The sequence below is a fragment of the Amycolatopsis ponsaeliensis genome, assembly GCF_030182635.1.
Classification (GTDB): domain Bacteria; phylum Actinomycetota; class Actinomycetes; order Mycobacteriales; family Pseudonocardiaceae; genus Amycolatopsis; species Amycolatopsis ponsaeliensis.
In genome coordinates this window covers 184,831-211,032 of the sequence record NZ_JAPZLD010000008.1, presented here as the reverse complement: position 1 = coordinate 211,032, position 26,202 = coordinate 184,831, and the positions used below count along the sequence as shown (strand labels likewise).

Sequence of the window (26,202 nt, the reverse complement as noted above, 5' to 3'; positions counted from 1 at the left end):
GCGGAGCTGGATGCTGGCCGAGTTGTCCTACTGTCGTAAGACAGCAGGTATTCGTCCTGGGGAGCTGTCATGCGCTTGTTCAAAACCGTCCTGGCCGTGCTCACGGCCGCCACAGTGGTGGCCACACCCGCCGACGCGGGCCAGCCCCGGCCGCCGTCCGATCCCATCGGCGCCCTCCTCGCCGCCTACGACACCCACTCGATCGTCGCGAAGTCCAGCCCGGACCCCGGGCCGTTCGTGTTCGACCTCGTGCGGGACCCGCGTTTCCCCGGCAAGGTGAACGACATCGCGGTCGAGTGCGGGAACTCCCTCTACCAGCCACTCCTGGACGCCTACATCAGCGGCGGCGACGTCGCGGACGTCAGCCACGTCTGGCGGGACACGACGCAGCCGAGCTGCGGGTTTTCGTTGTTCTACGAACAGCTTTTCGCCCTGGTGCGGCAGGTCAACACGACGCTGCCGGCCGCACGGAAGATCCGCGTGCTGGCTTGCGACCCACCGATCGACTGGAGCCGCGTCCACACGCCGTCGGACCTGGAGCCGTTCCACGACCGGGACGCGTCGATCGTGTCCGTGGTGAAGACGCAGTCCTTGCAGAAGCACCGCAAGGTCCTGATGCTGTTCGGCCTGGGACACTTGAAGCACGACGGCGGCAGCGCAGCGGTCGCACAACTGGAGCGCGAGTATCCTGGCGCGGCCTACGTGATCGCGGACCACTACGGGTTCACTTCGGACAACGCGCGGCTCGAAAAGGGCTTGGGCTCGTGGCCGTCCCTGACCCCGATCCAGGGTTCCTGGCTGGGCGCACTCGACACGGCATACTTCCCGACGAACCGCGAATACCCGCCGGGCACGCGCGGGTATCCGGGAGTGGACGCCTATCTGTACCAGGGCCCGGCGGATCTCCTCCTGCGGGAGCCGTTGTCGGCCCGCGCGGTCCTGGACACGGAGTTCCTGAACGAGCTACGCCGACGGGCTGTGGCGGTCGACGCGCCCCCGGATGGTCTGTTGTGGCCGGAGTTCTTCTTCGAGCGCGAGCGTGCGTCCGGGGTGCTGCTGCACGGTTAGCCCTGGGGCGCCCGGGGATTGCCTGGTGCACCTGCGGTTCAGGCTGGATCACGGCCGGGTGAGAGCTGCTTCGTTGGGGTGCTTCGGTTCTCGCTCCTGAGCCGTGAGCTCTCGGCTGGGTTCGAACGCTGGCCATTGCGACTCGCGGTGTGGGGGTAGGCCCGTAGCCGGTTGGCTGCGGGCCTACCCCGTTCATGCTGCGAATGGCAGTGGTTGGTGGAGGTTGTTGCGCCTGGGTTTTCGGCGTTTGTCGAGGAATGTCGGTGGGAGGAATTCGGGTAGGCCGTCGGTGGCGATGCGGACCTGCCAGCCGGAGCGGTGCAGGAGTCGGTGGTGGTGGGCGCACATCAGCACCAGGTTGCCCAGCTCGGTCGGGCCGCCGTCGGCCCAATGCCGGACGTGGTGGCCGTGACAGTGTCGGGGTGGGCGGTGGCAGCCGGGGAAGGCGCAGCCGCGGTCGCGGAGGTAGAGGGCTCGGCGGAGTGGGGTGGAGATCAGGCGTCGTTGGCGGCCGAGGTCGAGGGGTTCGCTGTTGGTGCCGAGGACTGCGGGGATGAGCATGCAGTCGCAGGCGTGGATTCGGGCTTCGGCTGCGGAGATGGTGCCGAGGTCGCCGAGAGTGGCTCGGCCGGCGCCGGGCTTGGGGGCGGTGCCGGTTCTGCCGGGGATGGCTGGACCAGCACCGGCCTTGGGTGCGGTGCCGGTGTTGCCGGGCATGGCTCGGCCGGACGCGGCTTTGGGCATAGCGCCGGATTCGCCGAATGTGGCCTGACCGGCAGCGGACATGGCGCCGAGGGTTGCCGTGCCGATGCCGGCCTTGGGCATGGTGCCGGTATCGGCGAAGGTGGCCGGGCCGGTAGCAGGCTTGGGCATGGTGCTGCCGAGGATTGTTGTGGCGAGGCCGGACTTCAAGTCCGCCAGCGACATCGCGATCATCACGTGGGCTCGTTCGCCGGCCTGCATCGGCAACTCTGGGGAGTTGAGGGCCAGGTCGATCGCGTCGGAGAATGCGTCGCCGTAGCGTTCCAGTGGGGAACGCAAGTCTGGGCCTTCGTCGGTCGTGCGGCGTTGGGCCAGGGAGTCCAGCAGGGCGCTGGCGCGTGCGCCGGTTTCGTCGTCGAAACGGCCGTTCAGTTCCCAGAACCCGGTTCTCTTGCGGCGCAACGACAGTTCGCGGCTGGGTGTGGCTGGTTCGGTCTCGTCGGGTTCGGCCCCGTCGGGATCCAGGTGGGCCACGATGCGGGCGCCGAGAGCGGCGACTTGCTTGTGGCCGGCCTCGGAGGCGAACGTGAGCAGGTGCTGCTCGGCCTCGTCGCGGTGCTCGGGTGGGATCTGGGTCATCACCCCGACGATCGTGTCGATCATCGGGCTGCTCAACCGGCCATCCGAGGCAGCAAGACCGGTGGCGGGAGCAACAGCCGGGACCGGAGTGCCGTCGAGGGTGCAGCCAGAAGCGAGAGCGCGGGCTCGTTTCACCACAGCCTCAGCGGCCGCCTTGGGGATGTCGGCGAGGTGCTCGAAGAGTCTTGCCGCAGAACGGTAGCCGAACAACTCCATGACACCGCGCGACTCGATTTCCACCAGCAGAGAACCGATCTCGGCCTCAGCAGACCGCACAACAGTGAGCAGCGCGGAGATGCGGTCGGCCAGGGCCACCGCATCCGCTTTCCACACCGCTTCGCTGTCCACACACCAAGATTACCAACATTCGAACACATGTCATCACTCGAAAGAATGATCCAGCGCAAGTCCGGCAGGGACACCGTCGCGTGGGGAATCGGCGCTCCCGCACCGAGCGGCAAGCAACAACACGAAGGTCGGGTAGCCGGAGGGAGTTTCACCCTCCGGCTCCCACAGATCCCGGCGTGACAGTCTCCCGTCACCGGGCTCTTGTCATCCTGATCACCAGACGTGCTGAACCGAGGAAACCCATGGCCAGTGCGCGAAGAGGCGGGGATATCGATCAACTATCCCCTGCCAGCACTCACGGGTTTTCTTGAGGTTCCGCAGTCGTTTGTATTTCTTGCGGATCCACCGCACCAAGTAGGCATTGATGCGCTGCAGGAGCGGAAGCAACGCGGTGCGGTAGAACGCACCGTAGTATTGCATCCAACCCCGCACGATCGGATTGACCCATCGCGCGAGCTCCGCGAAGGAGAGACCGGTACGTCGATGCAGCCGCCAGGACCGCACCTGAGCACTGAGCCGGCTCAGGGCTTCCTTGCTGATCGCAGGCACAAACCCGCTGAATGATCGGCCGCGCCTGTCCCACGCCCTGCGCTGACGGAACGTGAACCCCAGAAACGTGAACGACGTATGCTCCGAGAAGCCTGCCCGTCGTCCGTCCCGGCAATACACGATCCTCGTTTTGTCGGGATGCAACCGCAACCCAACCTGTTCCATTCGCTCGGCGACGACGACCAGCACGTACTCGGCCTGACGTCGCGTGGAGCAGTGCACCACCACATCATCGACATAACGCTCGAACTCGACGTCCGGGAATTCCCGGGCCATCCACGAATCAAACGCGTAGTGCAGGAACAAATTCGCCAGCACCGGTGAGACCGCAGACCCCTGCGGAGTCCCGCGGTCCCGCGTGACAAGACTGCCGTCGACCCGCTGCATGGGCGCGGCAAGCCACCGCTTGACATACAACACGATCCACGACTGGTCGGTGTTCGCCTCCACCGCCTTGATCACCAGGTCCCACGGCACCGTGTCGAAGAACTTCCGGATGTCCACATCGACCACCCAGTCGGCCTTCCAGCACCGCGCCCGACACGCCGCCACCGCATCTAGCGCCGACCGCCCACGCCGATAGCCATAAGAGTCGGGATGGAAGATCGCCTCGACCTTACCCTCCAGCCTCCTGGCCACCACCGTCTGCGCGACCCTGTCCGCCACCGTCGGCACACCCAGCGTCCGAACCCCGTCACCATGCGGTTTCAGTATCTCCACCGCTCGCACCGGAGGCGGAAAATAGCTCCCCGAGGACATCCGATTCCACACCCTATAGAGATTGTTCTTCAGGTCGGACTCGAACTCCTCGACCGAGCACCCGTCCACTCCCGGAGCGCCCCTGTTGGCCTTAACCTTCTCCCACGCCTCCCACACTTCCCACTTCGAAATCTCAAACGACTTCTCCGGCGACTTCAACTCGTTCACTCAATTCCTCCCAGACCGCAGTCCGGTTGACCGAACAAACAACAGTCACGAATGACCCGGTCCCTTCGCTCCATCCCCACCGCGTCAAGCAGAGACTTCTCCGCTACTACGAACCGGTCCGCCGGCGCACCCTGCAACGGTACTCAATCCCGCACGGTTTCAGCCGCCCAAGACTCTCCCTATCGCCACCAGCAGCGGCAGCAGTATCAGGACACGCCTTCTCACGTTCCACGCGGAAGCAGCAGATCGGACTCACGTCACCTCCATGCCGGACACCATCTGGCCAATAAACGGGCACCCGCCAGACTCATCCCGGGATCTCGACGACACCCCGGTTTCGATGCCATCCAAGGAATTACGACACTTCACCAGTTACAACGCAACGTCTTCCCAATCCCCACCTGACGCCTCACACGACGCCTTTTCCTACTCGCTCACCACGACGGTCTTCAGCCAACGCAGCAGCAGGCGGTTTGAAGCCTCCCCCCGCAGGGCGACTCCGAAGGGCCACAACCTTCATCTCCCACGCAGCACCACATCAACAAGCCCTACCTACCAGAGCCCCTCTCCGTGTTCGTGACACACCGCCGATTTCCCACGCCCCGGCGAAGCCGCATCAGTAAAGGTGATCAACCAACCCGATGCGAAACCCAAACATTGGGTTCAACGTAGACAGCGAAATCCTGAGCAATCGAGACGAACACGGGAGCGAGAGCACCAGGAACCTCCACGACACCATCGCGGTCGAACGGCAACCCGGTCCACCCCCGCCAGTCAGCCAACGGAGCCGACACGGTCGCAGAACAAGCCGCGACGCCAAGAATCCGCCCACCGGCACGCACATGAGTACGCAACCAACGATCAGCAGGCAGACCGTCCACCCGCGTCTCGGCGACATACTCGCGCATCGGCATCGCCGCGACTTCAAACCGGCGGCCGCCGTGTGCATTCCCTCCAGCACGGCAAGCGAATGCTCGCGCCCTTGGTACTCCCGATGCACGGCGATCTCCAACGCACAAGCAGTGTCCGGAACGACCTCGTCGAGTGCGTCCTCCGCAGCCCACACGGCCATTTCGTCCCAGCCGCGAGCGGGGAGCGGACCGCGGCCCAGGAACGGCACCATGATCCTCCTCGCGACCGGCCGATCGTCCTCGAGCAACGCGACGACCAAGTGCGGCCAGCGGCTCGCAGCCGGCCATGAACTTCGGCGACTCCGGCGCGTACGGGATCGCGTAAGCCGCCTCAGCGAGGTCCGGGCGCTGGGCCAGCGTGACGAGCACGTCAGTTCCCCCGGGACCAGGACTCCAGCGCGATCAGCGTCTTGGTTCCGGTCACCTGGTGGTGACGGCGGATCTCGTCGATCGTCTTCTGCAGGTGGGCCATGTCGCGCACCCGCAGCCACACCAGCGCGTCCGGGTCGCCCGCGATCGTGAACACCGCCTGCGCCTCGGGCATCCGCGTCGTGGTGCGCAGGATCTCCGCGACCTTCGTGTTGCCGACGAACCGCAGTTCGGTGAACGCCTCGATCCCCCAGCCCAGCTTCGCGTGGTCGACCTGCACCGTGAACCCGGTGATCACGCCGGTCTCGCGCAGCCGGTCGATCCGGCGCTTGACCGCGGCCGTCGACAGCGTGACGCGGCCGGCGATGTCCGACAGCGTCCGGCGGGCGTCCTCGCGCAGCAGGCCGAGGATCTCGTGGTCGGTCGCGTCGAGCAGCTCTTCGGTCATGCGTCCGAGCGTAAACGGACGCAAAAATCACGGCCAGCCGACGCGGATGCGCGCCGAAACTTGCGTGTGAGACCTTGATCCGGCAGTGCCTGTTGCGTGAGGGTGGTCCGCGTCGCACTGTGCCCGGAAGCACATCGACGCGAAGGAGGCCCGCGCCGTGGAGACGTTCACGCTGGATGACCGGTACCTGCGAGAAGCGGGGACCGTGCACCTGTCCGGGGTCCAGGCCCTGGTCCGGCTGCTGTTCGACCGCGTCCGCCACGACCGCGCCCACGGCGGCGACCCCGCCGTGTTCGTCTCGGGCTACGAGGGCTCGCCGCTGGCCGGCTACGACCTCGAACTCGGCCGCCGCGCGAAGCTGCTGGAGAAGCACGACGTCGTCCACCGCCCAGGCCTCAACGAGGAGCTGGCCGCGACGTCGGTGATGGGCAGCCAGCTCGTCGCGGGCGCCGGCGGGCGGCGCGGCGTCACCGGGTTCTGGTACGGCAAGGCACCCGGCCTCGACCGCGCCTCCGACGCCCTCCGCCACGCCAACCTGGCCGGCACCGACCCGCGCGGCGGCGCCGTCGCGCTGGTCGGCGACGACCCGAACGCGAAGTCCTCGACCGTCCCGTGCGCGTCCGAGCTCGCCCTCGCCGACCTGGCGATCCCGATCCTCTACCCGGCCGACTCCCAGGACGTCCTCGACCTCGGCATGCACGCCGTCGAGCTGTCCCGGGCGGCCGGCGTCTGGACGTCGCTGAAGGTCGTCGCCAACGTCGCCGACGCCTCGGGCACCGCGACCGTGAGTCCGCAGTGGACCGCGCCCGAAATCGCCAAGGCCTACCGCCACGCGCCGACCTCGCGCCTGCTCGGCACCACCCTCGCCGAGCTGGAACGCAGCCTGTTCACCGTCCGGCTGCCCCTCGTGCTCGACTACCTGCGCGCGGCCGGCATCAACCGGATCATGCACCGGGGACCGGCCGACCGGATCGGCATCGTGTCCGCCGGGAAGTCCTACCTGGACCTCCAGCAAGCCCTGCGTGCACTGGGTCTCGACCCGGAAACACTGAAAAAGCACGGCATCCGCGTGCTCAAGCTCGGCGCGATCCACCCCCTCGAACCCGGGATCGTCCGCGAGTTCGCCGACGGGCTCGACGAGATCATCGTCGTCGAGGAGAAGCGCGCGTTCGTCGAGACGGCCCTCAAGGAGGTCCTCTACGGCCTCCCCGGCGCGCCCGCGATCACCGGCAAGAAGGACCGCGACGGCCGCACCCTGTTCACCGAGCTCGGCGAGCTGGACCCGGACGTCGTCGCGACCGGCCTGGCCCGGCGGCTGCCCGGGGGCATCGCGTCGGTGGACGCCTTCACAGCGCGCCGCCGTCGCGAGCGCATCTCCGTGCCGCTGCTCGCGCGGACGCCGTACTTCTGCTCGGGCTGCCCGCACAACTCGTCGACGAAGGTGCCCGAAGGCACGCTGGTCGGCGGCGGCATCGGCTGCCACACGATGGCCCTGTTCATGGAGCCCGACCAGGTCGGCACCGTCCTCGGCGTGACGCAGATGGGCGGCGAGGGCACCCAGTGGATCGGCATGGCGCCGTTCGTCGAGGCCGAGCACTTCGTCCAGAACATCGGCGACGGCACGTTCACCCACTCCGGCAGCCTCGCCGTGCGCGCGGCGGTCGCCGCCGGCGTCAACATCACCTACAAGCTGCTCTACAACTCCGCCGTGGCGATGACCGGCGGCCAGGACGCCGTCGGCGGGCTGCCGGTGGAGAAGGTCGCCGAGCTGCTGCTGGTCGAAGGCGCGAAGCGGGTCGTGATCACCAGTGACGCGCCCGGACGGCTGCGGCGCCGCAAGGTGCCCGCCGGCGTCGAGGTCCGCGACCGGACCGAACTCCTGGCCACGCAAGAGGAACTGGCCGCCATCAAGGGCGTCACCGTGCTCATCCACGAGCAGGAGTGCGCGGCCGAGAAGCGGCGGAAGCGCCGTCGTGGCAAGCAGGAGACGCCCGCGACCCGGGTCGTGATCAACGAGCGCGTCTGCGAAGGCTGCGGCGACTGCGGCACCAAGTCGAACTGCCTGTCGGTGCAGCCGGTGGCCACCGAGTTCGGCCGCAAGACGGCGATCCACCAGTCGTCGTGCAACGTCGACTACTCGTGCCTGGCCGGGGACTGCCCGTCGTTCGTCACCGTGGTACCGGCCGGGAAGAAGCAGCGCCGCAAGCTCGGCGAGCTGGCCGCGGACGCCGTGCCCGCTCCCCCGGCCGCGTCGAAGGACTTCACCGTGCGGATCACCGGGATCGGCGGCACCGGCGTGGTCACCGTGACGCAGATCCTCGCCACCGCCGCGGTGCTCGACGGGCGGCACGTCCGCACGCTCGACCAGACCGGGCTGGCCCAGAAGGGCGGCGCGGTGGTGTCCGATCTGAAGGTGACGGCGGAGGCGGTCGAGCAGGCCCCGAAGCTGGCCACCGGCGAGTGCGACCTCTACCTGGCGTGCGACGCGCTGGTCGGGGCGGACGCGGCCAACCTCGGCGTGGCCGACGCGTCCCGCACCACGGCGGTCGTGTCGACGACCGAGGTGCCGACCGGCCGGATGGTCGTCGACACGACGGTGGCGTTCCCCGACCCCGGCAGCGTCCTCGCCCCACTGGAAGCCGCGGCGGCGCGAACGGTGTCCCTGGACGCGCGCGGCCTGGCCGAGGAGCTCTTCGACGACGACCAGTTCGCGAACGTGCTGCAGCTCGGCGCGGCCTTCCAGACCGGCGCGATCGGCCTGCCCGCCGAGGTGATCGAGCGCGCGATCGAGCTGAACGGCACCGCGGTGGCCGCGAACCTGCAGGCCTTCCGCCGCGGCCGTCAGCTGGTGGCCGACCCGGACGCGCTCACGACGTCACCCGCTCCCGCACAACGAGTCGCGCAGCCCGCCGCACGGAAGCTGGTCCACGCCGCGGCGGAGTCCGAGCTGGCCCGGCTGCTCGACATCCGGATCCCCGACCTGGTCGCCTACCAGGACGAGCGGTACGCGCGGGCGTACGCGGAGTTCGTCGAGCAGGTGCGCGTGCTGGAGGACGGGCCGACGGAGATTACCGAGGCGGTCGCGAAGCACCTGTACAAGCTGATGGCCTACAAGGACGAGTACGAGGTCGCGCGCCTGTCGCTGGACCCGGCGTTCACGGCCGATCTCGAGGAGCAGTTCGGCGAGGGCACGAAGTACGCCTACCGCCTGCACCCGCCGGTCCTGCGCGCTCTCGGCATGAAGCGCAAGATCAGCCTGGGCCCGTGGTTCCGCCCGGCGTTCCGGTTGCTGCACGCGCTGCGGCGGCTGCGCGGCACCCGGTTCGACCCGTTCGGCCGCGCCGAGGTGCGGCGGGTCGAGCGCGAGCTGATCGAGGACTACCGCGGCACGGTGCTCGAGGCCTTCCGCGCGGCCGACGTAGACCGCGCCCGGGTGCTGGCGCTGGCCGAACTGCCCGATCTGGTGCGCGGCTACGAGGACGTCAAGCTGGCCAACGTCGCCCGGTACCGGGAGAAGCAGGCCGAAGTCCTCACGCTCGTAAATAGCTGAGCATCGCCTGGGCCTCGTCGGGGACGCGCAGTTTCGCGCTGACGTCCCCGGCGTGCTGCCGGGCGGCGGCGGTGCCGATGCCGAGCAGCCGCCCGATCGTCGGCACCGAGTGGCCTTCGGCCAGCAGCGCGACGACCTCGCGTTCGCGCGCGGTGAGCGTTGCGACCGGGTCGCCGGGCCGCGGCCGGGCCAGCTGGACGGCGACGACGTCGCGGTCCAGCACCGTGCCTCCGGCCGCGACGCGCTTCAGGGCGTCGAGGAACTCGTCCGGCTTCCCGACGCGCTCCTTGAGCAGGTACCCGGCGCCGCCCCCGCCGGCGGCCAGCAGGTCGCCGGCGTAGCCGTCTTCGACGAACGCCGAGAGCGCGAGGATCGCCAGCCCGGGGGCGATCCGGCGGGCTTCGAGGGCGGCCCGCAGGCCCTCGTCGGTGAACGTCGGGGGCATCCGGACGTCGACGACGGCGAGGTCCGGCTCCGCCACCTGGACGGCGGCCAGCAGGTCACCGGGGTGGTCGACGGCGGCGGCGACGTCGAACCCCTCGCTGCTCAGGAGCAGCACCAGCCCCTCGCGCAACAGGGCGTCTTCCTCCGCGATCACGATCCGCACGACGGCTGCCTCCTCGCCTCCACGTCCTCTCCCTGCCTGGATGCACGGATCGGCCCCCGGGACCGGTTCAGCCGATGCCCGTGGTCCGGAACCGGGCCCGGTAGTCGCTCGGGGTCACCCCGAGGCCGCGGGCGAAGGCACGTCGCAGTGTCTCGACGGACCCGAAGCCGGCTCGCCTGGCCACGACGTCGAGGGGCTCGGTCGTGCGTTCCAGCTGGTGCTGGGCGGATTCGAGCCGCACCTGCTCGACGAATCGCGCGGGTGTGCGGCCGAGCTCGTCGCGGAACAGGCGGGTCAGGTGCCGCGTGCTGACCCCGGCGCGGGCGGCGAGGTCGTCGAGGGTGTGCGGCGCCGCCGGGTCGGCCGCGACGGCATCGAGCACGGCCCGCAGCACCTCGGTGCGCGGGCGGCCGGTCTCCAGCCGGACGCTGAACTGCGACTGCCCGCCGGGCCGCTGCAGGAAGACGACCAGGTGTTTGGCCACCAGCCGGGCCACCTCGGCCCCGAGGTCCTCCTCGACCAGCGCGAGGGCCAGGTCGATGCCGGACGTGACGCCCGCGGAGGTGATCACCGGGCCGTCCTTGACGAAGATCGCGTCCTCGTCGACCCGCACGCGAGGGAAGCGGCGGGCGAGCCGGCCGGTCAGGTCCCAGTGGGTGGTGGCGCGCCTGCCGTCGAGGACACCCGCCGCGGCCAGCGCGAACGCGCCCGCGCACACCGACGCCGTGCGGTTCGCGCCGCCGGCCAGGCGCCGGATCTGCGCGACGAGCGCGGTGTCGGCGATCGTGCGGGCCCACTCGGGACCGCCGGGTACCAGCACGGTCGCCCCGCGCGGGTCGGCCGCCGCGAGGTCGAGGTCGGCGCCCAGGCGCGTCCCGGTGTTCGCGCGGACGTCGGCGCCGCCGGGCGAGGCCGTCTTCAGCTCGTACCGGCCACCGTGCTCGTTGGCCTCGGCGAAGACCTCCAGCGGCCCGGAAACGTCGAGCAGCCGGACGCCGTCGTAGAGCACGACGACGACCGGAGAGCCGGGACGGGCGCCCACCTCAGCCTTGGCCGGACCAGCCGCTCAGCCGCGTGAGCAGGCGCTCGAGCACCTCCGGGTCCGCGGCCACCGGGGCACCGGAGACCGGCTCGTCGACCAGGGTCCGGCGGTCCTGCCGGCGCGGCAGGCGCACCTGCTTCGCGTTGATCCCGCCGGGCAGCTCGAGCTCGCACCAGGTCGTGCGGGCCCCGCCCACGCCGGGCGTGACGCCCACGCGCTCGCCGGGCCCGGCGACCTTCGGCTCCGGCAGGCCGGGCACGTCGTCGTCGACTTCGACCACCAGCACGTCGGCACGCAGCCGCAGCCGCAGCGTCACGAAGGCGGGCGACCGGGGGTCACCGGCTTCGATGACGGTCTCGACCAGCCGTCTCGCGGTGGCGGTCACCTGCTCCAGCATCGGCATCAGGGACCAGTCGGTGAGAATCAGGCGGACGAACAGCTCCGTGACCGGCAACGCGCTCGGTTGCGCGACCAGCCGGATATCGTCCATCTGCGAGGTGTGCGCGCTCAAACCTGACCTTCCTCGCCCAGGTGCGGACCGTCCGGGTTTCCGCATCTTTCCACCCGGCCTCGGGCGGCACGGTACCGGCCGTGTCCGCGCTGCTACAGCGGGGGCCCTGGGCCAAGTCGGCGAAGACGAAGATCTGCGCGCCGAACGGTTGCCGGAAGGCGGTCTTCGGTGTGCCGGCCGCACCGAAGACCGCCTTGGCGCTCGTCAGACCCGAGCCGGGGCCCAGAGCGCGTCGATGGTCTTCTCGGCCGTCGCGAGGCTCGCGTCGGCCAGCGGGATGAGCTCCGCCATCGCCGGGTTCACGTGCGCGAGCGTCAGCTCCGCCGTGACGAACCGCGGCTCCAGGCCGGTCAGCGAGACGCCGTGCGGGAGCCACTGCTCGGCGTGGTCCCAGCCTTCGCGGGGCGCTCCCTCGCCGTACCCGCCGCCGCGCGAGGCCAGCACGATGAAGTCGCGGCCGCCGAGCAGGCCGGTCATCGTCTCGTGGTCGACCGAAAGCCCGGGTGCGATGAGGTGGTCCACCCACGCCTTGACGCTGCTCGGCGCGCCGTAGTTGTAGACCGGCAGGCCCAGCAGCACCGTGTCGGCCGCCTTGATCTCGCCGACGAGCTCCTGCGTCAGCGCCCACGACGCGGCCTGGGCCGGCGTGTGCTGCTCCGGCGGGACCGTGCGGGCGGCCCCGCTCTCGGCGTCGAGGTGCGGGAGGGGGTGTGCGCCCAGGTCGCGGTAGGTGACGGTGCCGTCCGGGTGCGCGGCGCGCCACGCGGCCGCGGCCCGCGCGCTGAGCCGGCGGCTCACCGAGCGCTCGCCCTGGATGCTCGAGTCGATGTGGAGGAGATGCGCCATGTCGTTAGCCGCCCATAGATCGTTGATGTAAGACAAACCATTAATAGCACATCGACCATCTGCTCGCCCATATACTGGGCTGATGACCTCGCTGCCGGTCGTCAACCAGCCGCCCCACCGGTGCGGAGCACTGCTCGACCACCTCTCGCGCCGGATGCGGCTGCGCAGCGAGTCCGTGCTGGCCCCGCTCGGCCTGCGGCCGCGCCACCTGATCGCCCTCACGGTCCTGCGCGACCGGGGCGGCAGCTCGCAGCAGGACCTGGCGAAGGTCCTGGAGATGGACGGCACGAACGTCGTCGGGCTGCTGAACGACCTCGAGACCGAGAACCTGATCGAGCGCCGCCGCTCCCCCGTCGACCGGCGGCGCCACGTCGTCGAGCTCACCGACGTCGGCGTGAAGCTGCTCGTACGGGCCGAGTTCGCGCTGGCCGCGGTCGAGGACGAGGTGCTGTGCGGGCTCACCGACGAGCAGCGTGAGACGCTCTACGAGCTGCTCCACCAGGCGACGAGCAAGACGGACGCGGAAGCCTGCACGGAGCCGTGACGCGGCCGATCTGCTGAGCCTCAGCCGCCGGCGATGTCGCGGGCCAGCTGCCGCGCTTCGGGCAGCGTGAACTTCCCGGTGATCTGCGTTTCCCCGCCGGTGATGGCGGACTGCACCGCCGGCGCGGTCAGCACCCGGCTCTTCAGCACCATGGCGACCTGCTTGCCGATGTTCTGCCCGGTCCACTCCGCCCAGGTCTTCGTCCCGGCGCCGGTGAAGCGGATGCTGATGTAGGGACTCCCCGTCTGCGGGTCGAACGCCGCGTCCACCCGGCTCACGTCGGCGCCGCTGAGGAAGCCGGGCGCGAGGACGTACTTCGTGCCCTGCGCGCGGTCGCAGCTGACCAGCGGCAGCTTCGGGTCGTCGTGGCCGTCCAGGGGGTCCGGCTGCCCTTGAGCGCAGTCGAACGCCTGCGCGGCGGCCTGCTGGGTGGCCGGATCGGTGCTCTGCCGCTCGGTCGCCGAGCCGGTCGCCGGCCCCGCCGGCAGCTCGGCCAGCACCGGCCGGAAGCGCAGCTGCGTGCCGTCCTTGACGATGAAGCCGGTGGGCGCGGCCTGACCCGCCACCTCGGTCTGGCACCCGGTGACGAGCACGGCGACGGCCGCGAGGAGGAGGATCCGCACGGCGCCCATTCTGGCGTGCGGACCTACCCGGCCGCCAGGATCGCTTCCAGCCCGGAGGCCTGGGTCCGCCAGTCCGTCACGTTCGGTGTGGTGCCGGTCCAGCGCTGGCCGATCCGGTTCAGCGAGTCCCGGTCGCCCGTCCACAGCGCGTCAGCCTGCTTCTGCGCGAACGCGCGGTAGGTGGCCGAGCCGGTCGCCGTGGCCAGGTCGCCGAAGTAGCGCAGGAAGATGCCCTTGAACTGCTTCTGGTTGTCGTCGCAGGACCCCGTGCCGGTGTCGCAGGATTCGACGAGCACGCCGCCCGAGGTGAGCCGCGCCATCGCCGCGTCGGCCAGCCGCTTCGCCGCGTCCAAATAGGACTGGACGCCGGTCGCGCGCCACAGCTCCAGCAGCCCGCCGATGCCGAGGCCCTGGTTGTACGTCCAGACCGTCTGGCCGTTGTTGGCGCAGGACGACGTCAGGCCGTCGTTCACCAGGCCCGAGGAGTTGATCAGGCCGCTGTTCAGGAACCAGTCGCCCGCGGTCCGGGCCCGCTGGCCCCACACCGTGTCGCCGGCGAGCCGGTTGTGCAGCGACGCGGTCAGCCGCAGGTACAGCCCGGCCGTGACGGCGTTCTTGTACGTCCGCTCGCGGTTCCACCAGACCCCGCCGCCGCAGCTGCCGGTGTCCCAGAAGCCGTGGACGTAGTTCGCGATCGTCGTCGCCTCGGTGAGGTAACGCGCGTCGTGGGTGCGGTCGTAGACGGCGACCCATGCCAGGCCCCACCACGCGCTGTCGTCGATGGCGCGGCTGACGAAGTCGCCCTCGATCGCGTCGGAACTCCTTACCCCGGCGGGGAAAGCGGCGCGGTTGACGTCGAGGGTGCGGGCCAGCGCGGTGTCGAACCCGCCCGCGTCGGCCACCGCCGTCACCGCGACCGCCGAGTTCCACCAGCTCGACGGCCACCACGCGGTGTAGGGGTCGTAGGACCACATCAGCGCGTCGAGCGCACCGGCGGCCCGCGTCGTCGCCGGGCGTGCCCAGGCCGTGCAACTCCCTTGCGCGTGCGTGGCTTCGCGGCCGCAGGCGCGCACCGCGCCGCCGTAGAGCCGGCCACGCGGATCGCGCGTCGCGAACGCCGTGGTGTGCGTTCCGGTGGCGCCCGCGGCGACGCTCGTACGGCCCAGCGACGAGCCGTCGGGCCAGCTCGCGCCGGCGTCCCAGGACCGGTCGAGCCAGATCTCGTCGCCGGCGCCGCCGGCTTCGATTCCCGCCCAGGCCATGCCCTTGCCGTCGAAGTGGAGCCGGATCGTGCGGCCGAAGAGCGTAGTCGGCGCCACCGGCTGGCTGTCACCCGTGCCCGGGGCGGTGCGGTCACAGGCGGCGTCGCAGACGTCCGGGTAGATCCACGCGGTGCACGCGACGCCCTGCGCGTCCCCGCACGCCCGGACCAGTCCGCGGTGGTGGTGCTGGGGATCGGTGAGGTTGTACATCAGCGTGCGGGTGCCGGTCCACGTGCTCGGGATGCTCGCTTTGCCCAGCAGGCCTTCCCAGGTGGCGCCGCCGTCCCAGGACCGGTCGAGCCAGACGGCGTCGCCGGCGACGCCGTTGTCGATGCTCGCCCACGCCATGCCGTCGGGGTCGGAAGCGTGCAGCCGCACGACGCGGCCGTTGATCACCTTGTCGGGCAAGGGAAAGCTCTCCCGCGCGGCCCGCGACGGATCGAGCGTGTCGCACGACGTCACGCACACCGTCGTGGCCGCTTCGGCGGGCCGGAGGGACATCGGAGTGAAGGAACCGAGGACGAGCAGCAGCACGAGCAATGTCCGCATCGACATCCCTCTCCACGCACCGGGGTTCGCTCCAGCATAGGAAGCCGGCGGCCGATTCTGAAGGATTCCGCCCGGTTCTGGCTCGTTCCGGACAAAGGTTCTCCACCCGGTAAAGCTGCGCGACGTTCTGGCGGAGTCGCTGGACACCGACGACGTGGGCGCCTCGGTCGCCGTGTTCGTGGACGGCGAGCCGGTGGCCGACCTCTGGGGCGGACATGTCGACACCGCGCGCACCGTCGCGTGGGATCGGGACTCCATCACCAACGTCTGGTCCACCACCAAGACGATGACCGCGCTGTGCGCGCTGGTCCTGGCCGACCGGGGCGACCTCGACCTGGACGCGCCGGTCGCGCGGTACTGGCCCGAGTTCGCGGCCGCGGGCAAGGAAACCACGCGCGTGCGGCACCTGCTCGGGCACACCGCGGGCCTGCCGGACTTCGACGGCCCGATCGCGGTCGAGGACCTCTTCGACTGGCCTGCCGTGACGGCGCGACTGGCCGCGCAGGCTCCGGCGTGGGAGCCCGGCACCACCGGCGGCTACCACTCCGTCACCTTCGGCTTCCTGGTCGGCGAAGTCGTCCGCCGCGTCACCGGGCGCAGCCTCGGCACGTTCTTCGCCGAGGAGGTGGCCGGCCCGCTCGGCGCGGACTTCCACATCGGGCTGGGAGCGGAGCACGACCACCGGGTCGCCCCGCTGATCCCCGACCCGCGGGGCGACAAGCCGCCGGGTTTCCTCGTCGGCGTCTCGGATTCGTACCCCGAAGCCTGGCGGCGTGCGGAACTGCCCGCCATCAACGGGTACGGCAACGCCCGCTCGGTCGCGGCGGTGCAGTCGGTACTGGCGTGCGGGGGCGTCTCGGGCGGCGTGCGGCTGCTGTTACCGGCAGTCGGTGGCTACGGCTGTTCGCGCCACGACCAGCGCGGACGGCCCGGTCGGGATCCATCGACCGGGCCGTCCGGACAGGACCGCCGAAGAAGCCTAGTGATCGTTGAGGTAGTAGTGGGTGCTCGGGTGCTGGTAGTTCGGGCCCAGGAAGACCGTGACGCCGATGTTCCAGTGTTCCGGGAGGTCGTGCGTGCCGCCATCGGAAGCTCTGGCCGTGGCGCAAGATCCCAATCCACCGGAGGCGACGAGCGTGTAACGGGTGTCGTAGGCACCCGGAACGGAACTCTCCTCGACGGCGATATCAGCCCGGGCGGAGAGTCCGTCGGCCGCCGAGTCGCAGACGGACACGACGTCGCCGTTCTCTTCGACGTAGACAGTGCCACCCTTGTTGGCGTCCGTGGTCTTCCACGTGTGGTCCCAGCTGCCGCCGGGGGGATCCACAGTTGCCGACGCCGACGTCGCGGTCAGGAGTGTCCCGCCGGCGACGAAAGCAGTCGTCGCGACCAAGGCCGCGATCTTGTTACGCATCGTATGGCTCCCATTCTCACGCTCGCACAGAGAAATCTGGGCGAGCTGTATTTGTTCACTACCCGGCACCGTGCACCGCGTCTGACGGCTTTCCCGCCGGTGTCAGGACTTCTCGAAGTGCAGATAGCCGATCGGGGTGCATGTAGTCGGCGTTGACGACCAGTTCGCCCTGGTGCGCCGCACACCCGCGGAGTCAGTGGATGTGACGCGAATCCGACGACGCCGAACCCTGCGTGCGGCAGGCACGCCGGCCGCGTGGAACCGCAGGTCTCCGGTCATCAGGTCACCGGCAGTGCAACCACTTCAGGCGACCGGCTCGTCTTCGACGGCGCCGGCGAGGCGCGGTCACTTCGGCCTTCGTTCCTCGCCATGCAGTCTTCCGCCTTCCCCCGAAAACCAACCCCAGTTGCGGAGAATGTCGGAATCGTCACCTTTGCTAACCCAGTCGGGTGAAACACTCTCGCCAGGCCGACCGTGCCAGCCGTGACTGGACGGCGTCAATCAGCCCCGAAACGTTTTATCCCTGCCCGAAGGATCTCTGAAACCGGCAACCTCGGCGCCTCGTGCCGCGACCTGCGAAATCGGGATCACCGGACTTGGCGGCTCCGGCCGCGCGAACCGGCCGCCGATCCGCTCACGCACCCGATCCAGCCGATCCATCCCCACGTCGATCACCACTGACTGCCGTTGCGGTATCAGCCGTCGAGCTCCGGCGGGAACAGGCGCGGCATGAAGGCGAGCATCAGCGCCGACCAGACCACGTGCGTCAGCAGCGGCGCCTGTACCCCGCCCGACCGGCCGCGCTGCACGGCGAACAGGGTGCCCATCACCGCCGAGGCCAGTACCAGGGCCGGGTTTCGCGTCGCCGTCGTCGAGAGGACGTACAGCGCCGTCGATCCACGCGCGCCGAAAGCGTCGTAGAGGGCGCCGCGGAAGAAGACCTCCTCCGCCGCGCCCGTCACGAGCGTGGTCGCCGCCACCGAAGGCGCCGAACCGTGGTGGGCGTGGCCGAGCACGCCCGCGATCGCGCGCCGCAGCACCGGGATGCGGCGGGCCACCAGCGCGCCGCCGTAGAACGCGCCGAACGCGCCGGCCCCCGCCAGGACCGGCCCCGCGACATCCCGGCGGCCCCGGGGCACCCGTCCGGCGCCGGCGAACCACGTTGCCGCGACCGACGCCGTGAGGACGTGGAACCGCCGCGAACCCGACCGGCTGGCCAAAGACGCGCCGAGCAGGCCGGACCCGGCGGCCGTCACCCCGGCGAGGAGCGCCTTCTTCACGCGGGCCGCCGGCTCTTCGCCCGCTCGCCCAGGGCCTGCAGCACGGCTTCGTCGTACCCCATCGGCTCGAACTCGACGATCCGGCGGATCGCGTCGTCGCGGACGACGACCTCGTTCGTCATCGAGTCGATCAGTGCCCGCCCGGTCGTGACGTCGATGTCGGTGACGAGCGAAAGCCAGTACGACGAGAGCCTCGGCGAGAGCAGCGGCACCGGCACGATCACCAGCGGCCGCCCCTCGATCGCCGCGACCCGCTGCAGCATGTCCCGATAGGCCAGCACCTCGGGCCCGCCGATGTCGAGCGTGCGGCCGGCCGCCTCCGGGTGGTCGAGCACGCCGGCGAGGTAGCGGACGACGTCGGCGATCGCGATCGGCTGGGTGCGCGTGCCGACCCAGCGCGGCGTGATCATCGCCGGCAGGTGCTCCACCAGCTGGCGGGTCAGCTCCCACGACGTCCCGCCGTGCCCGACGACGATCCCGGCGCGCAGCACGGTCACCGGCACGCCGGTCTCCCCCAGCAGCCGCTCGACCTCGCGCCGGCTGCGCAGGTGCTCCGAAAGTGTGTCGTCATCGTCCCCGAGGCCGCCGAGGTAGACGATCCGGCCCACGTCGGCGTCGGCTGCCGCCCGGGCGAACGCGCGGGCGGCATCGGCGTCACGGCGCTTGAAGTCCGCGCTGTCGAGTGAATGCACCAAGTAGTAGGCGGCTTCGGCGCCCTTGAGCGCGTCCCGCAGCGAACCGACATCGGCGACGTCGCCGCGGACGGGTGTCCCGGCGCCGCTGTACTTCCCGGGGTGCCGGGTCATCGCGAGGACGTCGTGCCCCGCTTCTTCCAGCACCGGGCACAACCGGCCGCCGACGAACCCCGAAGCCCCGGCCACCAGCACTCTCATGGTCGCGACGTTAGCCGGGGCTTCGCCGGCCCGCAGAACGTCGGTTCCCGGCGAAACAGACCGCGGCGACGACGCCCGCGCAGCCGACGAGCTGCAGCACGCTCGGCGTCTCCCCCAGCAGGCCGATGCCCAGCAGCACCGCGCCGACCGGCTGCAGCAGCATCAGTGTCGCGCCGACGGTGGCCGTCATCCGGGGCAGCGCGGCGGAGATGAGGATCCAGCCGATCAGCTGACCCACCACGGCGAGCGCGATCAGCCAGCCCAGCGTCTCCGGGCTCGGGCTCAGGTCGAGCGAGCCGGTCGGGAGCCCGAGCACGACTGCGACGACGCCGGCGGAGATCGTCGCCAGCACCAGGGACTGCGCCTGCGCGCCCGCGCCGCCGCTGAGCCGGATCAGGAAGAGGTACACCGCGTATCCCGCGCCGGCGAGCAGCGCGAACACGGCGCCGGTGACCGGGTCCGGGCCGAACGAGGCGGTGCCGGCGAACCCGCCGGCCAGCACGACGCCGCCGAGCAGCACGGGCACGGCGATGAGGAACCGCTTGGCCGGGCGTTCCCGCAGGAACACGAACGCCAGCAGCGGCACGATGACCACCTGGACGGCGAGCAGCACGGTCGCGATGCCGGCGCCGATCCGCGGGATCGCCTCGCCCCACAGCACGAAGTCCAGGCCGAGCCCGGCGCCGGCCAGCAGCGGGAGGAACACGCGGGGCGCCGGGCCGGACTTCCGCCGTTCCCGCGCGGCGAGCGCGAGCAGCACCGGCAGGGCCAGCAGGCAGCGCCAGAACGCGCTGGTGCTGCCGCTGGCGTGCGAAACCTTGATGAAGACCGACGACAGGGAAATGCAGAAGCTGCCGAGCGCGGCGAGCAGGCGCGGGTCGAAGCGTTCGGTGAACGGCGCGGGGACGGTCATGGGGCGGGGCGCGGTCGCGGTCACCACTCCAGCGTGCGGGTGATGACTGTCAAGGACAAGCGAATGTTTCTGCGCGGAATTCGGTAGTATCCCTACCGTGTTCGGAATCGAGCGGATGCGCGCGCTGCACGCCGTGGCCACGCAGGGGTCGGTCGCCGCGGCGGCCGCGTCCCTGCACGTCACGCCGTCGGGGGTGTCGCAGCAGCTGGCGAAGCTGGAGAAGGAAGCGGGGCAGCGGCTGCTGGAGCCGCGTGGCCGGGGCGTCCGGCTGACGAAGGCGGGCCAGGTGCTGGCCGGGCACGCCGAGCGGATCCTGGCGCAGGTCGCCGAGGCGAAGGCGGACCTGGAACTGCTGCGCGAGGACGTCATCGGGCCGCTGCGGGTCGGCGCGATCCCGACGACCGTGCACGCGCTGCTGCCTCCCGCACTAGCGACGCTCGCCGCGCAGCACCCCCGGCTGGCCGTGACGCTGCACGAGGGCGAGGCGGAGCAGACGATGCCCCGCGTGCTGGCCGGCGACCTCGACGTCGCGGTGCTGGAGAGCTGGGAGGACCGGCCGACGGTGCTGCCGCCGGCGACGACGCGGATCGCGTTGTTCTCCGACGTCGCGGACCTCGTGCTGCCGGCCGGGCACCGCCTCGCCCACCGCAAGGCGGTCGATCTGTCCGAAGTGGACGATCTGCCGTGGATCGGCTGGACGCTGGAGTCCGGCTGCTACGAGTGGCTGGTGCAGGTGCTGCGCAAGCAACGGCTGGAGCCGCGGATCAGCTGCACGGTCGGCAGTTACCCGACCCAGCTGGCCCTGGTGGCGGGCGGCGTCGGCGCGGCGCTGGTGCCGCGCCTGGCTCGCGAGCTGCAGCCCGAGGGCGTCCGCATCCTGGCCACGCGCCCGGCGCTGACCCGGACCATCTACGCGATCTGCCGGGCGGGCGAAGAGGACCACGGCGTGGTGCGTGCGTGCCTCGACGCGCTCAGGGCCGCCTCCGCGCGGTTCCAGAGCGCGGGGCGGCCCACCGGCTGAAGCGTCAGCGGGTCAGGTCCCGGATCGCCCGCAGCACCGCGTCCTTGCGCTGGATGTGCAGGAACTGGTGCGCCGCGTCGTCGAGGACCCGGTGCTCGCCGCGGGACGACCCGGCGGCGATCGACGCGTGCAGGTCGCGGATCCCGCGTTGGGCGGCCTGGATGAGCTCCTCGGAACCGAACTGCGACCAGTACGGGTTGCGGCCCATCGCGGTGAGCACGATCAGCGGGACGTCCGGGAGCTGCCCGCCGGCGCGCAGTTCGGCGTAGACGTCGTCCTCGTTCGCCGTCTCGCCGAGGACGGTCCGCCAGGTCGTCAGGTGGTGTTCGGCCAGCGCTTCGCGCACGTCTTCCGGCCACTGCGCGAACAGCTCGGCGTACTGCCCGCGCGCGGTCGCGAGCTGGTCCTCGGTGAGGTCCGGCATGTCCGCCGCGGTCTGCTTCATCCGGTCGTTGAGCTCGACGGCTTCCGCGGGCAGGTGGGCGAACAGGTCTTCGTGCCCCGGGTCCAGCAGGAGCAGGCCGGCGACGTCGGCCGGGAACAGCTGCGCGAACCGCCGCGCGTAGGACGCGCCCAGGGAGTGCCCGGCCAGCACGTACGGCCCGTCGACACCGGCGGTTCGCAGGAGGTCTCGCAGCTCGGTCGCGACTTCGGCGGCCGTGCGGGGCAGCGCGACCGGGTCGCTCCAGCCCGTGCCGGCGCGGTCGTAGAGCACGCTCGTCGTGAACTCCGCGGCGGCGGTGTGGACGTTCAGGTAGTCCAGGCCGACGAGCCCCGCGCCGGGCAGGACCACGACGGGCGGCCCGCCGGAGCCCGCGCGGTCGAGAAACAGCGCGCGGCCGGCAACCTCGAGGGTCCGGCCGCGCGGCGGCGATGCGGTGAGGGGCATGACGGCTCCTTACATTCTCAACTTTGCGAACGGTAGCACGTATGAGAATATGATGGCCATGGATCCCCTGCGCCTGCTGGTGCACCCCGTGCGGCTGCGGATCGTGCACGCGATGGCGGGCAGCCGGACCCGCACCACGACCGAACTGTGCGAGCGACTGCCCGACGTCTCGAAGGCGACCGTGTACCGCCACGTCGGCGTCCTCGCCGACGGCGGGATCCTCGAGGTCGAGGGGGAACACCGGGTGCACGGCGCCGTCGAGCGCCGGTACCGCCTGCGGCGGGACCGCGCGGTGGTCGACGCCGCCACCGCCGCGTCGGTGTCCAAAGAGGACCATCGGCGGGTGTTCGCCACGGCGATGGCCACGCTGATCGCGGAGTTCAACGCCTACCTCGACCGCGAAGACGCCGACCCGGCCGCCGACCTCGTCGGCTACCGGCAGCACGCGGTGTGGCTCAGCCGCGCGGAGCTGGAGGGCATGATCGGCGAGCTGCGGGAGGTCATCGTGCGCCGTCTGGGCAACGAGCCCGCCCCGGACCGGACGCGGTACCTGCTGAGCCCGATCCAGTTCCCCACCGCGGAACCGTCTACTGTGGACTGAGCCGTTCGACCATTTCGGTCACCAGCTTTCCGGGCTGCCGGTGGTGCACCAGGAAGACGTCGCGCGCCGGCCGGGCGTCGGCGGCGTCGCGGACCTCGATCCGCGCCGGCCCGATCCGGGCGAGCACGCTCTCCGGTACGAACGCGATCCCCAGCCCGGCCTCGACCAGCGCCAGGATCACCTGGTAATCCCGGGTTTCGTAGGCGACGCCGAGCGTGACCCCGGCGGCGTCGGCGAGCTGCTCCAGGCAGACGCGGTTGGGCACGCCCGGGCTGCCCGAGATCCAGTCTTCCCCGGCCAGGGCGCCCAGCGTGAGCCGGCGGACGCGGGCTTTCGGGTGTCCCTCGGGCAGGATCAGCCGGAACCGCTCCGAGCGCAGCAGCGTCCGGGTCAGCCCGCGCGGCTCGGGCAGCGGCGCGCCGGGATAGCGGTGGGTGATCAGCAGGTCGAGGTCGCGGGAGTTGACCAGCCCGTACCCGTCGGGCGGTTCGAGGTCCAGCAGCCGCAGGGCGACGGCCGGGTGGTCGCGGCGGAACCCGGCGAGCGCGGCGGGCACGAGCGTCATACCCGCGCTGGCGAACGTACCGACGGTGAGCTGGGCCGGTTCCTCGTCGCGCAGGGCGCGGACGGTCCGTTCGGCGGTGCGCAGCTCCCCCACGATGGTCTCCGCGTGCCCCAGCAGCGCCTCCCCGGCCGGCGTGAGCGTGACCCCGCGCGGGTTGCGGTGCAGCAGGGGCGCGCCGACGTCGCGTTCGAGCTTGCCCAGCTGCTGCGAGACAGCGGACGGCGTGAAGGACAGCCGCTGAGCCGCCCCGGCGATGGAGCCGGCGTGCGCGACCTCGGCGAGCAGGGTCAGGCGGTGAGCGTCGAGCATGGCAGCCTCCGGCCGTAAGCGTCGCTAACGTCAGCATAGGAGACGTCGCTGGTGCTTACGGCCACCCGCGCGCATGCTGATGCGCATGATCACCACTTCGGATGTCGAACGGGCCGCCGCGCGGATCGAGGGCCGGGTCCGCCGGACGCCGGTGTTCGCCGACGGCGGCGTGTGGTTCAAGCTCGAGCACCTGCAGCACACCGGGTCGTTCAAGGCCCGCGGCGCGTTCAACCGGATCATCGCGGCGGGCGAGCTTTCGGCGGCCGGGGTGGTGGCCGCGTCGGGCGGCAACGCCGGGCTCGCCGTCGCTTACGCCGCAAGGGAGTTCGGGGTGGCCGCGCGGGTCTACGTCCCGGCGACCGCACCGGCGGTCAAGGTGGCGAAGCTGCGGCAGCTGGGCGCGGCCGTCGAGCTGGTCGGCGAGAAGTACGCGGACGCCTACGACGCGGCGGTGAAGGACGCGGCGGACCGCGGCGCGCTCTTCTGCCACGCGTACGACCAGCCGGAGATCTGCGCCGGCCAGGGCACGATCGGTCTCGAGCTACTGGCCGACGTCGACGGGCTGGACACGATCCTGGTCGCCGTGGGCGGCGGCGGCCTGCTGGCGGGCATCGCGGCGGCGGTCGAAGGCCGGGCGCGCGTGGTCGGCGTCGAGCCGCACACGGCCCCGACGCTCCACGCCGCGCTGGCCGCCGGTGAACCGGTGCCGGTGGAGGTGTCCGGTATCGCCGCGGACTCCCTGGGTGCCTCGCGGCTCGGCGACATCGCGTTCGCGGTGGCCACGCGCACGGGAGTCGGGTCGGTGCTGGTGGACGACGCGGCGATCGCCGAAGCCCGGGCGGCGTTGTGGGACCGCTACCGCCTGGCGCTCGAGCCCGGCGGCGCGACGGCGTTCGCGGCGCTGTCGACCGGCGCCTACCGCCCGGCGCCGGAGGAACGCGTCGCGGTCCTGCTGTGCGGCGCGAACACCGACCCGGCGACGCTCACTTCCCCGACAGCAGGTCCACCAGCGGCGCGAACTCCTCGATGAAGGCGCTGTTGACGCTGACGTAGGAGACGCCGAGCTCGTCGCGCCGCCGTTCGAGCTCGGCGGCCATGTCGTCGAGGCTGCCGCGGATCATGGTGAGCGAGTCGTGCTCGATGAGGGTCTCGGCGTCGACACCGATGAACCCCCGGATCCACCGCGGTACCTGTTCCCCGACGACGAAGATGTTCAGCGCGAGCTCGATGTCCCTTTCGCCGGCCGCGGTGGTGATCTCTTCGACGTAGCCGGCCATCTCCTCGCGGGTGGTGAGCACACCTCCCGCCAGCGTGATGATGTCGGCTTTCGCGGCGGCGAGCCGCCGGGCTTTCGGCCCACCGGCGGCGATCATGACGGGGGTGTGCGCGTCACCGTCGAGCCGCCGGACGTGGTCGATGGTCTCGGAGATGGAGTCGAGCCGTTCCTGGCCCGAGCCGTAGGGCAGGCCGAGCTCTTCGGCTTGCTGCCGCATGGTGGGCAGCCCGGTCCCGAGCCCGAGTTCGAACCGGTTGCCGGTGACGACGGAGAGGGAGTGCGACTCCCAGGCGGCGGCCCGCGCCGTCCGCAGCGGGCTGGCCAGGACGAAGGAGCCGACTTTGAGTTCGGTGGTGACGGCCGCGGCCGCCGCGAGGGCGGCGGTCGGGGTGGGGAGGCTGAGGTTGTCGGGACAGAGCAGGGTGGAGTACCCGAGCTCCTCGGCGCGACGCGCGGTCTGCAGCCATTTCGCCCCGCCTTCCGTCGCGCCGGCGACCACGCCGAACCGGAACGGTTTCTTGGTCATCGAAGCACCCCCGGGTAGTTGGTACTTCGATCAAACCACCGGTGGGTCCGGCGGTGCCACCGCAGCATGGGGAATCGGCACTCTCGCTCCGAGCGAGAAACAACAAGAAAGCGCCGATTCCCCCTGCCCCGGCGAAGCCGGATCAGCCCCGCTGATATTCCTCCCAGGTAACCTTCGCCACCGAAGGCCCGTCGTCAGCCCCACGCCCGGCAAGCCCGTTCATCCCGAGGTAGTAGTCCCCGGTCTGGTGCTGAGCCCCCGAAGAAAGATCCGGGTCGGAGATCGCCATCGCGTGGATGTGGTACGCGAAGCCCTGATCCGGTGTGCGGTACCAGGCCGCGAACCCGACCTTGCGCAGCGCCGTGAGCAGCTTCGTGCGGGTCGTCGACGACATGCCGGACACCGAGATGTCCAGCGCGCCGCCGCCGTCGTGGGTGCCGGCCGATGCGTCGACACCGCCCGGGTTGTAGCCGCCCTGGGTGAGGCTGACCGTGATGCCCGCGATCCCTTCGGCGGCCAGCAGCATCGCCTTGGTGCGGGTGTTCGTCGTGACCCCGCGGTAGGCGATCCGGCTGCCCGCGGACACCGCGGCGGTCACCGTGTACCGGCCTTCGCCCAGCTTCTCCAGCGACGTCTTGCCCGGCAGGCCGGACGCGTCGATCCCGGTGTACCCCAACGACTTCTGGTACTGCGAGTACGCCGTGATCGTCGTGGTGCCGAAGTACCCGTCGACGTACGTCGCGGCCAGCAGGCCCTTCGCCTGCAGTGCCTGCTCCACCAGCAGCACGCTGTCGTGCGCTCCCGGGGTCTGGGTGTCGTCGGCCCGGCGGGGGTCGATCTGGGCCGCCTTCAGCACGGCCTCCATGTTCGCCGTGGGCAGCGCCGTCGTGGCCGCGGGCTCGGCCTGAGCCGGTGCGGCCACGGCGAACGCCGCTGCGGTGAGTGCCGTCAGCACGGCGGCCTTCGTGAACATCCCTGTCCTCCACTGATCGGAATCCTTACTCGACCAGCATCGCCCGG

24 protein-coding genes are annotated in these 26,202 nt (G+C 70.9%); 7 read left to right on the top strand and 17 right to left on the bottom strand.

The annotated features are described in order from the left end of the window. Positions 1 to 69 precede the first annotated feature (69 nt). On the top strand, positions 70 to 1,068 hold the full coding sequence (locus QQ657_RS14720; RefSeq protein ID WP_284742679.1) for a hypothetical protein: 999 nt from the start codon (positions 70 to 72) through the stop codon (positions 1,066 to 1,068). A gap of 192 nt (positions 1,069 to 1,260) precedes the next feature. Here QQ657_RS14720 and QQ657_RS14715 read toward each other — a convergent pair whose 3' ends face one another. The 4 genes from QQ657_RS14715 to QQ657_RS14700 form a co-directional block, all read right to left on the bottom strand. Then, on the bottom strand, positions 1,261 to 2,757 hold the full coding sequence (locus QQ657_RS14715; protein ID WP_284742678.1) for an HNH endonuclease signature motif containing protein: 1,497 nt from the start codon (positions 2,755 to 2,757) through the stop codon (positions 1,261 to 1,263). A gap of 213 nt (positions 2,758 to 2,970) precedes the next feature. After that, entirely contained in the window at positions 2,971 to 4,233 is a 1,263-nt protein-coding gene (gene ltrA / locus QQ657_RS14710) for a group II intron reverse transcriptase/maturase (RefSeq protein WP_284742677.1), read from the bottom strand. Between the two features lie 629 nt (positions 4,234 to 4,862). After that, entirely contained in the window at positions 4,863 to 5,147 is a 285-nt protein-coding gene (locus tag QQ657_RS14705) for a hypothetical protein (protein WP_284742676.1), read from the bottom strand. Positions 5,148 to 5,514: 367 nt separating this feature from the next. Next, a complete protein-coding gene (locus QQ657_RS14700) occupies positions 5,515 to 5,961 on the bottom strand; it encodes an Lrp/AsnC family transcriptional regulator (protein ID WP_284742675.1) in 447 nt (148 codons plus the stop codon). Between the two features lie 157 nt (positions 5,962 to 6,118). Between QQ657_RS14700 and QQ657_RS14695 the strand changes: the two genes are divergently transcribed. Next, positions 6,119 to 9,511: an indolepyruvate ferredoxin oxidoreductase family protein gene (locus tag QQ657_RS14695; RefSeq protein WP_284742674.1), complete on the top strand. Its 3,393-nt coding sequence runs from the start codon at positions 6,119 to 6,121 to the stop codon at positions 9,509 to 9,511. On the opposite strand, the gene QQ657_RS14690 is transcribed toward QQ657_RS14695, so the two are convergent. From QQ657_RS14690 to QQ657_RS14675, 4 genes are all read right to left on the bottom strand, one after another. Then, entirely contained in the window at positions 9,492 to 10,118 is a 627-nt protein-coding gene (locus tag QQ657_RS14690) for a response regulator (protein WP_284742673.1), read from the bottom strand. The genes QQ657_RS14695 and QQ657_RS14690 overlap by 20 nt on opposite strands. Before the next feature lie 67 nt (positions 10,119 to 10,185). Next, the gene (locus QQ657_RS14685) at positions 10,186 to 11,160 is read right to left on the bottom strand and encodes a GlxA family transcriptional regulator (RefSeq protein ID WP_284742672.1); all 975 of its coding nucleotides are present in this window, start codon (positions 11,158 to 11,160) and stop codon (positions 10,186 to 10,188) included. A gap of 1 nt (position 11,161) precedes the next feature. Next, positions 11,162 to 11,671, bottom strand: a complete 510-nt coding sequence (locus QQ657_RS14680; RefSeq protein WP_284742671.1) for an ATP-binding protein — start codon at positions 11,669 to 11,671, stop codon at positions 11,162 to 11,164. 204 nt (positions 11,672 to 11,875) lie between these two features. Beyond that, positions 11,876 to 12,517, bottom strand: coding sequence for an FMN-dependent NADH-azoreductase (locus tag QQ657_RS14675; RefSeq protein WP_284742670.1), 642 nt, complete (start codon positions 12,515 to 12,517; stop codon positions 11,876 to 11,878). Positions 12,518 to 12,599: 82 nt separating this feature from the next. Here QQ657_RS14675 and QQ657_RS14670 point away from each other — a divergent pair, with 82 nt between their 5' ends. Further along, entirely contained in the window at positions 12,600 to 13,061 is a 462-nt protein-coding gene (locus tag QQ657_RS14670; protein ID WP_284742669.1) for a MarR family winged helix-turn-helix transcriptional regulator, read from the top strand. 20 nt (positions 13,062 to 13,081) lie between these two features. On the opposite strand, the gene QQ657_RS14665 is transcribed toward QQ657_RS14670, so the two are convergent. Both QQ657_RS14665 and QQ657_RS14660 read right to left on the bottom strand, forming a co-directional pair. Further along, on the bottom strand, positions 13,082 to 13,693 hold the full coding sequence (locus tag QQ657_RS14665; protein WP_284742668.1) for a SecDF P1 head subdomain-containing protein: 612 nt from the start codon (positions 13,691 to 13,693) through the stop codon (positions 13,082 to 13,084). Positions 13,694 to 13,707: 14 nt separating this feature from the next. Next, entirely contained in the window at positions 13,708 to 15,495 is a 1,788-nt protein-coding gene (locus QQ657_RS14660) for a glycoside hydrolase family 76 protein (RefSeq protein WP_284742667.1), read from the bottom strand. 154 nt (positions 15,496 to 15,649) lie between these two features. Between QQ657_RS14660 and QQ657_RS14655 the strand changes: the two genes are divergently transcribed. Next, positions 15,650 to 17,065: a serine hydrolase domain-containing protein gene (locus tag QQ657_RS14655; RefSeq protein ID WP_284742666.1), complete on the top strand. Its 1,416-nt coding sequence runs from the start codon at positions 15,650 to 15,652 to the stop codon at positions 17,063 to 17,065. 539 nt (positions 17,066 to 17,604) lie between these two features. Here the strand turns inward: QQ657_RS14655 and QQ657_RS14650 are convergent. The 3 genes from QQ657_RS14650 to QQ657_RS14640 are packed head-to-tail and all read right to left on the bottom strand — an operon-like array spanning position 17,605 to position 20,019. Further along, positions 17,605 to 18,189, bottom strand: a complete 585-nt coding sequence (locus QQ657_RS14650) for a CPBP family intramembrane glutamic endopeptidase (protein ID WP_284742665.1) — start codon at positions 18,187 to 18,189, stop codon at positions 17,605 to 17,607. Beyond that, complete coding sequence (locus QQ657_RS14645) at positions 18,186 to 19,082, bottom strand: NAD(P)H-binding protein (RefSeq protein WP_284742664.1); 897 nt, start codon at positions 19,080 to 19,082, stop codon at positions 18,186 to 18,188. Before QQ657_RS14645 ends, QQ657_RS14650 begins: the two co-directional genes overlap by 4 nt. Before the next feature lie 10 nt (positions 19,083 to 19,092). After that, positions 19,093 to 20,019, bottom strand: coding sequence for a DMT family transporter (locus tag QQ657_RS14640; RefSeq protein ID WP_284742663.1), 927 nt, complete (start codon positions 20,017 to 20,019; stop codon positions 19,093 to 19,095). A 73-nt stretch (positions 20,020 to 20,092) separates the two neighbouring features. On the opposite strand from QQ657_RS14640, the gene QQ657_RS14635 reads away from it, so the two are divergent. Next, a complete protein-coding gene (locus tag QQ657_RS14635) occupies positions 20,093 to 21,016 on the top strand; it encodes a LysR family transcriptional regulator (protein WP_284742662.1) in 924 nt (307 codons plus the stop codon). Positions 21,017 to 21,020: 4 nt separating this feature from the next. On the opposite strand, the gene QQ657_RS14630 is transcribed toward QQ657_RS14635, so the two are convergent. Further along, positions 21,021 to 21,905 carry an alpha/beta hydrolase gene (locus tag QQ657_RS14630; RefSeq protein ID WP_284742661.1) on the bottom strand — a complete coding sequence of 295 codons (885 nt, stop codon included), beginning with the start codon at positions 21,903 to 21,905 and terminating at the stop codon, positions 21,021 to 21,023. Positions 21,906 to 21,963: 58 nt separating this feature from the next. On the opposite strand from QQ657_RS14630, the gene QQ657_RS14625 reads away from it, so the two are divergent. Beyond that, positions 21,964 to 22,506, top strand: coding sequence for a helix-turn-helix domain-containing protein (locus QQ657_RS14625; protein ID WP_284742660.1), 543 nt, complete (start codon positions 21,964 to 21,966; stop codon positions 22,504 to 22,506). Here QQ657_RS14625 and QQ657_RS14620 read toward each other — a convergent pair. Continuing rightward, complete coding sequence (locus QQ657_RS14620; RefSeq protein ID WP_284742659.1) at positions 22,493 to 23,380, bottom strand: LysR family transcriptional regulator; 888 nt, start codon at positions 23,378 to 23,380, stop codon at positions 22,493 to 22,495. The genes QQ657_RS14625 and QQ657_RS14620 overlap by 14 nt on opposite strands. 85 nt (positions 23,381 to 23,465) lie before the next feature. Between QQ657_RS14620 and QQ657_RS14615 the strand changes: the two genes are divergently transcribed. After that, a complete protein-coding gene (locus tag QQ657_RS14615; protein WP_284742658.1) occupies positions 23,466 to 24,410 on the top strand; it encodes a threonine/serine dehydratase in 945 nt (314 codons plus the stop codon). On the opposite strand, the gene QQ657_RS14610 is transcribed toward QQ657_RS14615, so the two are convergent. Together QQ657_RS14610 and QQ657_RS14605 are read right to left on the bottom strand one after the other, a co-directional pair. Further along, positions 24,364 to 25,182 (bottom strand): LLM class flavin-dependent oxidoreductase, encoded by an 819-nt coding sequence (locus QQ657_RS14610; RefSeq protein WP_284742657.1) that lies wholly within the window; start codon positions 25,180 to 25,182, stop codon positions 24,364 to 24,366. The genes QQ657_RS14615 and QQ657_RS14610 overlap by 47 nt on opposite strands. A 142-nt stretch (positions 25,183 to 25,324) precedes the next feature. Further along, entirely contained in the window at positions 25,325 to 26,155 is an 831-nt protein-coding gene (locus tag QQ657_RS14605) for a peptidoglycan-binding protein (RefSeq protein WP_284742656.1), read from the bottom strand. Positions 26,156 to 26,202: the final 47 nt, after the last annotated feature.